General features: G+C 49.7%; 10 protein-coding genes. 5 read left to right on the forward strand and 5 right to left on the reverse strand.

Going from position 1 to position 8,061, the window contains the following annotated elements; genetic code table 11:
- A partial coding sequence (locus tag L0156_08605) for a hypothetical protein (GenBank protein MCI0603063.1) occupies positions 1-748 on the forward strand: 748 nt, incomplete at its 5' end.
- A 9-nt stretch (positions 749-757) separates the two neighbouring features.
- Here L0156_08605 and L0156_08610 read toward each other — a convergent pair.
- Together L0156_08610 and L0156_08615 are read right to left on the reverse strand one after the other, a co-directional pair.
- Positions 758-979 (reverse strand): hypothetical protein, encoded by a 222-nt coding sequence (locus L0156_08610; protein ID MCI0603064.1) that lies wholly within the window; start codon positions 977-979, stop codon positions 758-760.
- Positions 980-983: 4 nt separating this feature from the next.
- A complete protein-coding gene (locus L0156_08615) occupies positions 984-1,853 on the reverse strand; it encodes a hypothetical protein (GenBank protein ID MCI0603065.1) in 870 nt (289 codons plus the stop codon).
- A gap of 118 nt (positions 1,854-1,971) precedes the next feature.
- Between L0156_08615 and L0156_08620 the strand changes: the two genes are divergently transcribed.
- On the forward strand, positions 1,972-2,187 hold the full coding sequence (locus L0156_08620) for a hypothetical protein (protein MCI0603066.1): 216 nt from the start codon (positions 1,972-1,974) through the stop codon (positions 2,185-2,187).
- Between the two features lie 215 nt (positions 2,188-2,402).
- Positions 2,403-2,801: a DUF1801 domain-containing protein gene (locus L0156_08625; GenBank protein MCI0603067.1), complete on the forward strand. Its 399-nt coding sequence runs from the start codon at positions 2,403-2,405 to the stop codon at positions 2,799-2,801.
- 223 nt (positions 2,802-3,024) lie between these two features.
- Here L0156_08625 and L0156_08630 read toward each other — a convergent pair whose 3' ends face one another.
- Positions 3,025-3,765 (reverse strand): hypothetical protein, encoded by a 741-nt coding sequence (locus tag L0156_08630; protein ID MCI0603068.1) that lies wholly within the window; start codon positions 3,763-3,765, stop codon positions 3,025-3,027.
- Between the two features lie 167 nt (positions 3,766-3,932).
- On the reverse strand, positions 3,933-4,430 hold the full coding sequence (locus L0156_08635) for a GTP-binding protein (GenBank protein ID MCI0603069.1): 498 nt from the start codon (positions 4,428-4,430) through the stop codon (positions 3,933-3,935).
- 129 nt (positions 4,431-4,559) lie between these two features.
- Between L0156_08635 and L0156_08640 the strand changes: the two genes are divergently transcribed.
- The gene (locus L0156_08640; GenBank protein ID MCI0603070.1) at positions 4,560-5,537 is read left to right on the forward strand and encodes a homocysteine S-methyltransferase family protein; all 978 of its coding nucleotides are present in this window, start codon (positions 4,560-4,562) and stop codon (positions 5,535-5,537) included.
- Positions 5,534-6,700, forward strand: a complete 1,167-nt coding sequence (solA, locus tag L0156_08645) for an N-methyl-L-tryptophan oxidase (protein ID MCI0603071.1) — start codon at positions 5,534-5,536, stop codon at positions 6,698-6,700. Before L0156_08640 ends, solA begins: the two co-directional genes overlap by 4 nt.
- Positions 6,701-6,759: 59 nt before the next feature.
- Here solA and L0156_08650 read toward each other — a convergent pair.
- Positions 6,760-8,061 (reverse strand): CocE/NonD family hydrolase (locus tag L0156_08650; GenBank protein ID MCI0603072.1); only part of this gene is annotated, 1,302 nt, incomplete at its 5' end.

Raw genomic sequence — 8,061 nt, forward strand, 5'->3', positions numbered from 1 at the left:
GACTGCACTTGCCAGTATGACTTCGCAGCAACAGATATCAGGAGCAGCAGAGTTTTCCAGCCCGGCTACTTACTTGCAGACCCAATTTGCTCCCGACGATGAGATACTCCGTGCGTTTCAGGATCCTTCACTTGCATCCGGTGGTGACCTTTCTGCGATTTCCGAAATCCTTTCAAAGATCACAGCGGACGCTGAGCAGAAAGGGATCATAATTGTAAGCGGCTCACCGACTCAGCTGCTGCAACGGGCCTCTACCAAACTCGAACAAGCAGGCCTGATGACACCGCCGCAAGTCGGCGGTTCTACAGAATTAGATCAAGTTGGCCTGATGACACCGCCACAGGTCGGCGGTTCTACGATTCCGACAGAGCCACATACACCTTCACAATTTGGCGCATTTGATACGTTGCAGAGCCAGGTTTCCAACAGGCTCGAACAAGCAGGTCTAATGACACCGCCGCAAATCGGTGGGTCCACGAAATTGGAACAAGCGGGACTCATGACGCCGCCCCAAGTCGGCGGCTCACAATTAGAAAAAGCAGGTTTGATGACTCCCCCACAATACCCGTCAGACCCTCACTTTCCGACAGAGCCACATGCCCCGTCACAATTTGGTGCATTTGACGAAATCACGTTTTCGCCTCAGCAGACAACGACCCTCGCAAGTATGTCGAAGACCGTTCGCGAAGCGGCAAGCCTGTATCAGGCAACGAATCTTTCGATGTTGAGTAGAAGGATCATAGGCTGAATCGAGATTTCACGTGTTCAGGAGTGCTTCAGCAACAACGATGTAATGCGCGAAATAATGGGACAGGTTTGCGTTTAACTTTAAACCTTCCTGGAGATTCAGGATGGCCTGGCGAGTGAACTCTTTACGCTGAGTTTCGTTGCGTGTGGAACGTGCTTGTAAGATGCAAAAAACGCCACGCGTGGAGATCATTTCCGATGAGCGGGGATTGAGCTCGATCACTTTGGACACAGCTTCAAGCCCAAGCTGGATCTCTTTTTCCGCATTTTTGTCCGGAGTTGACTTTCCATTCTGCCCAATAGCGTGTTAGGGATGCCTTCGACATCCAGGCTTCAGTGTTTGGATAAGAGCCAGTCACCACCAGCGCGCGGTTCAGCCATTTGAGGGCATTCCTGAATTCCGGCTCAGGAGAACTGTGCTGCAAAATTTTCCATCGAGCGGCTACTAATTCCACTTGACCGTAAATGAAATGACAATCCGGGTTACTTCGGTCCGCAGCCAAACACTGATCCAGAGCGGATCTTGCAGCCTTCAAATCAGCAGATGGATCCGCTTTGATATTAACGGCGTGCTCTCCTCTTCTCCAGGACACGTGAGCTTGGGACCCATACGCGCCTGCTAAGCCAGGGTGAATCCTGAGAACCTCCCGGTAGGCTCCCTCTGCCTGATTGAAAGCATCTTGAGGATTGCGTCCCACCATCATCAGGTATTCTCCCTTTATTACTGCCGCCGAACCTTCATCAGCTGCACTTTTTGTTGGAGAGAAAGGTCTTTGGATTCCTTCAACGTTTAGCCCGGCGATATATTGCATAGCAATGTAAGGTTTTCCCTCGACTTCTCCGGCTTCATAGATTTTGCACACGTGCTCCTGCTCCACGCGCGCTTGCGATCGGGCTTCCATCAACAATCGGTGGGCCAATTGTGGATCTTCTACATTCACAAATTTGAGCGCGACTGTTCGCCCCAACGATGGGTCGAAGGCCTTGTATACGCGCGCCATTCCACCTTGTCCCAGGAATTCCAGTTGAACATACCTGCCGAAAAGCACGATCCGATCAGCTGATTCCGGAGAGATTGAATCTTTACCGCCGATAGGTGCCGACATTGTCTCGAGTCCATCTAGAGCGAGTTCTTTCTGTAATTTTTCGAGTTGTTGCGGATGTAGAATGCCTTGTTCAATGAGAGCGGCAACGGGGTCTTGATCTGGCGCGAGGGATGAGAGCATGTCAGAAGTTAATATCCCTTTGAGGATTGCAAGCTGGATAACGGGATTTGCGCGAATACTACCTATGAAGCACTACCTTGTTGCCGTTGATGTTACTACCGTGATGACTGTTGGTCAAACAATGCACATGGCTTCATCCTGGCAAGGAAGGACTTCGATCAATTTTGATTCACGCGAAAAGCGGCATTTAAACCCGGCACAGCAAAATCTCTGACTCAACGCAACCCTCCGTTTCCGTGTTACACTGCGCATTTGGGCGCTTTTACTCTTCGGGTTTGTGTGCGAAAAAATAAGCGTTCGGCGACATAACAGAAAGGAAATGTGGAATCTATTTCATCAGTTGACAGGATTGGGTTTCCAGCGTACGGCGCGGGAGACCGCGAGACTGCAGATTCCAGCATTGTGGCCCAGCCTCGAAATGAAATCGCCATGAAGCGACTTCTGCGGTTCCCCAGTTCGATCAAGCGCGATCCAGCTATCGAGGTCTGGATGCAAGAGCATTCGGGTGAATTGGGGGCGATCGCGCAGCGCTGGTTTGAGGTCATGCGCAACTGCGGAGACGATGTTCGGGAGTTATTGCATGATGGCCATCCGACAGCGTGTGTAGGTGATGCGGCATTCGCTTATGTCAATGCCTTCAAAGCTCACGTCAATGTCGGGTTCTTTCGTGGCGCCGAGATTGCTGATCCGGAGGGCCTGTTGGAAGGCACTGGCAAGTTCATGCGTCATGTGAAACTCAGGCCCGAACGTGAGTTCGATGCCACAGCTCTAATGAAGCTAATCGAAACTGCATACACTGATATTAAGGCGTGCTTAAAGACGGAGTAGTTCGTGCACTCCGTATCTAGGGAATCTTATGCTTCTTATTTTTTGTAGACAACGGGATGGTGAGCGTCGCATTGGTGGACAATTCGTGGGGGCCGGCTGTTTTAGGATAGGGTAGTGCGGCGGAATGAAACTTCGTGCAGATTTCAATGGTTGCTTTAGTGAGGTCCTTAACTCACAGCAGGAATGGTAATTACTGCTTACGACGAAGACATTAACGATCAATTCAGCTTTTCCATCTGAGAATGCACATCGCTTCATCCTGACCGGTGGCGAGGATGAGGACTTCGATCGATTTGGATTCCTGGCGGTATTTCCACATCTGCGGGCGGCCACTGGAGATTACGTTTTCAATCTGCGAGGCAAGTTGGGCGGATAAATCCTGAGGCAGAAAATCCGAAAGTTGCATTCCACTTTCCGGCTCGGTCGATTCGGACAACGGTTCGCGACCTCTGCTGTACTCAACCAAGCTACCATCTTGATGAACAACGAAAACCCAATCGGGTACAGCATCCAGTAAAGCAAGATAACGTTGCTGAACTTTTCGCAATGATCTTTGTTTTCGTTTAACGGTTCGATAATCAAGACTTGTCTGTCTTCCTTTTTGCAGCAGGACTTGCGCTTCTTCCACAGGAACTTTTGCCGGTTCGATTAAAAGGATTTTTCTACCGGATAAACAGACGGCGATGGCATGAAGCGTGCGGTCTTTTCCTTTAGCATCCGTTTCAGTCCAGGACCCGGATTCAATCGAACCTTCTTGGCCCGTGTTCCAGAGTTCAGCGGACCTGGAGATGAATTCGCCCAGGAATGGAGATCTGGATTCCAAATCAACCGCGGTTTCAGGCGCGTGTGCATCGGGGAAAAAATCCAGAAACCACTGCGGAAAAGGCACAATTCCGCGAAAAGAACCGTCCGGTTGCTGTTCCACAACAGCAATATCCAGAAAGGGAAGCAAGCGCTCCAACATTTTTTTAACAGAAGCTAACAAAGATAACGAAGAATCTTCTTTTTTTAAACAGAAGCTCGCGAAGAACACGAAGATTTCAATACCTTTGCGTCCTTTGCGTCCTTCTGTTCAAAAAAATCTTTGTGCTTGGTTTCCTTTGTTATCTTCTGTTCAAAAACTTGGCGGTTTCATTTTTCCATGATGCGGGCGGTTAAAAGCTTGAACAACTCTTCCACACCTTCGCCGGTTTTTGCACTTGCGTACTGGATGAGCCAACCTTGATCTCTGGGGCCTCGCAGGGCGGTTTCATCGATCTCCCAGTGACTTTGAAGATCCAGTTTATTCACCACAAGAACGAAAGGAATTTTACCGGTGGCCTCTTCCGCTTTACGCTGAAGTGTAAATGCTTTCAAAAGCGTATCGCTTCTGGTGCCGTCAACTACGAGGATGTAGCCGGCAGAGCCCTTCAAGTAGGAAGTCTGAAGCTGAACAAATTCATCTTCGCCGGCCAGATCCCACAAAATCAGATTCACTTCCAGGGAACCAAACAAGATTTCCTTTTTGTCGATTTTTACGCCGACTGTTGTCAGATACTTCTCGGAAAAAATACTTTTTACGTAGCGCGCAACCAGGCTTGTTTTGCCGACGGCAAAAGCACCAAGCATGCAAATCTTTTTCTGCAACATGATTAAAATGAACTATATCACACGTGTTATTTTAACCGCAGAGAACGCTGAGGGCGCAGAGCAAGAAAGAGAGATTGTTTTTCTCCGCGGTCTCTGCGTACTCTGCGGTGAATATAGTATCCTTGGCTTATGAAAAAAGGAATTTTGCAAAAGTTACAAGAAGGAGTGGTGCTGGGTGATGGGGGTTACTTGCTTGAATTGGAGAAGCGTGGCTACGTCCAGGCAGGACCCTTCACACCGGAAGTTAGTTTGACACATCCCGAAGCTCTGGCGCAACTTCATCGGGAATTTATCCAGGCCGGTACAGACGTCATCCAAACTCTCACTTTTTATGCAAGCGAAGACAAGCTGGCCACGGTTGGTTTGAAGGGCAAAGTGGAGGAAATCAATCGTGCCGCAGTGCGAATTGCGAAGGAAGCGGCTCAAGGAACTGACGTTTTGGTTGCCGGTAACTTGAGCCTGACGTGGGCCTACGATCCGAAGGATCCGAAATCGGAGGATCGCGTCCGTGAATTGTTCGATCGTCAAATTGAAATCCAGAGGGAGGGAGGAGTCGACTTCATCATTGGTGAAACTTTTACGTGGATGGGTGAGGCGATTCTTTGTGTGGAACGAATCAAGAAGGCTGGACTGCCTGCAATGGTGACGATGAGTTACGAAGTGAGTCCGCTCTGCTATGAAGGTTATGGACCGGCTGAGAGCGCAAAACGATTGGTGGATGCTGGTGCGGACATTGTGGGCATTAACTGTTTGAGGAATCCGCAACACACCTTGCCCCTGGTCTTTCAGATGCGTGAAGCAGTATCAACACCTGTTGCATCTCAACCGACTGCTTATCGTACGCCGGATGATAGACCGGATTTCACTTCATTGCCGGAGTTTCCATTTGGATTGGATCCGTTGCAGCTAACGCGCGAAGAAATGGGCCACTATGCTGAGCGTGCGCGCGAAATGGGCGTCAATTATATTGGTTCTTGCTGTGGCTCAGTCGCAATTCATGTCCGTGAGATGGCCAGAGCGTTGGGGAAAATATCTGCAACCGAACGCACATGGAAATCGAAAAGCGGTAAACCGATGTCTGCTTACGAGTACTACGGGCACGAATGAAGTCTGAGTTCGAATACATTGTCGCGGGCCTGGGCGGGCTGGGGAGCGCAGCGGCTTACTGGCTGTCGCGCCGCGCAGGTAAGGACGTTCTGGGACTGGAGCAATTTCCGTTGGGGCATCCCCATGGCGAGTCGCAGGATCACTCGCGTATCATAAGGCTCTCTTACCACACTCCGTTCTATGTTCGACTGGCAAAACAAGCGTATCAAGCCTGGGCTTCACTCGAACAAGAGTGCTGCCGGAAACTGATTGTGAAAACCGGTGGACTTGATTTGTGGCCACCAAACTCAGCCATACCGATGCGGGATTACACACAGAGTCTGCTAAAAGAAAATGTTGACTTTGAGATTCTCAATGCTGCTGAAACCATGAGCAGATTTCCGCAATTTCGGCTGCAAGAAGACATTGTTGGGCTTTACCAGGCCGAGGGTGGAATTGCGCCCGCTGCACTCTGCAATGCGGAACACCAACGCCTGGCGCAAGAGCACGGCGCTACTCTATTAGAAAATACACCAATTATTTCAATTTCATGTGTATCAGAGGGGTATATTGTACAAACAAAACAGCAAACATACACATGCCGTAAACTAGTAGTTGCAGGCGGGCCGTGGAGTAATCGTCTGCTTGCCCATTTCGGCATTGAGCTTCCTCTGACCGTAACACAGGAGCAGGTGAACTATTTTGTTTCTCAGAAGCTCGATTCCTTTCAGCCGGACCGTTTTCCGATATGGATCTGGATGGATGATCCCTGTTTTTACGGTTTTCCCATGTACGGTGAAAACGCGGTGAAAGTAGGGCAGGATGTTGGAGGCAAAGAGGTCTCCACAGAAACGCGCACTTATGATGCGGATCCAGAGGCGCTCAAGCAGGTCGAGAATTTCCTGCAGAAAGCTCTACCCGATGCTCTCGGTCCTGTCCTTTACACAAAAAGCTGTTTGTATACATTGACGCCTGACAGGGACTTTGTGATTGATGCGATTCCTGGACATCCGGATTGCCTAATTGCAATTGGCGCCGGACACGCTTTCAAGTTTGCTTCTCTGATCGGAAAAATCTTGAGCGAAATGGCGATCGACGGCCATGCCGAAAGCGATGTTTCGCAGTTCAAGATTACACGGCCGATTCTGCAGGAGAAAAATCCGACCAAGAATTTTATGACGTAGCAAAGTAGCGCGGGCGTCTCGCCTGCGATATCACAGGCGGGACGCCTGTGCTACTTTGTTTATTCAATTATTGGCAGGATCAAACGCGAAGGGTATTCGCGATCGTGATAGATCGTCTGGGTGGCTTTCAGCAGCTCTTTATCCGTTGCGAGATTTCCGCCAGTATTCGTATTGGGATCATAGTGCGGAGTTTTGCTGCTGGTGATCTGCAACCGGATGCGATGTCCTTTCTTGAATAGGTTGGACGTAATCAGGTTATCGATTCTAATTTTGTAAATGCTTCCAGGCTCCATTAGTTCCTGTTTTTCAAAACCATTTCTGTAGCGCATACGCAGGAAGCCGGCGTCCAGACTGCTCAGATTCAAAGACGTTCCATCGGGATAGACGTCGCACAAAGTAATTGCGAAGTCAGTGTCGCGCGCGGTAGAGGAAACGTAGAGTTCCGCTATCACGCGGCCGGTTGCTTCCAGATCCTGTTGCAGTATTTCAGAGGTAAAAACCAGCACATCTTTTCGCGCTTCGATTTCTTTTTGATCGAAAGGTTGCGACCCTTCATTGGCCGGATCCCATATCGGATCATTCGGATCGAATACGTATTGATCCGGTTTTTGTTCTGTTGGAAAAGAAGTGGACAAAGTTCCGGGACTCTGCAGATAAAAGCTGGTTTCTTTTTGGCGGGTTAACGGCCACTCGCTTTCATAGCGCCAGCGATTTGCGCCCATCACGAAAATGCTTACAGAAGGTTGTCCGGAAGGATTCGCGCCTTTCAAATGTTGATCGAACCATCGCAAGAGTGCGGCATCGTAGTCCATACCTGCGGAGGGGCCAAGCTCCATCGCGCCCAGTTTTGTTTTCGATGCGTTGATTGCGCCATGCATCCAGGGACCCAGGATCAGACGAGTTTGCTCACGAGCTTCCCGGCTTCCTCCTTCGGTTCGCATCCGATGAAAAGCTTCTGTTGCTCCGAGCGTTCCGTAAACGTTGTCGTACCATCCGCTGATCAATAACACCGGACTTTTCATTTTTGGGAAATCCCGGTCCACATTTGCAAAATGCCAGTAATCGGTTTTTTCCGGATGAGTCATCCATTCGTAGTAATAAGGCGCGTACTTTTTCATCAAAGGATTTTCTACAAGTGGACGATGTTTGTAAGAAGCCATCTTGATTTTTTGCCACTCTTTGTACGCTTCCTCCTCATCCCATGTGGCTGAAGTATCATTGGCCCGGCGGCGAGCATCCGGCAGAATCAACGGGACGAACCAGTCCATCCAACTGTAGGAGAAGGCCCCGCCGACGTAGAAGAATTGATGGCTGTGAATCGGCGTCATTTCCGGAACGGCTGCTTTTAAAGAAGGTGGCGC

It is taken from the genome of bacterium (assembly GCA_022616075.1).
Classification (GTDB): domain Bacteria; phylum Acidobacteriota; class HRBIN11; order JAKEFK01; family JAKEFK01; genus JAKEFK01.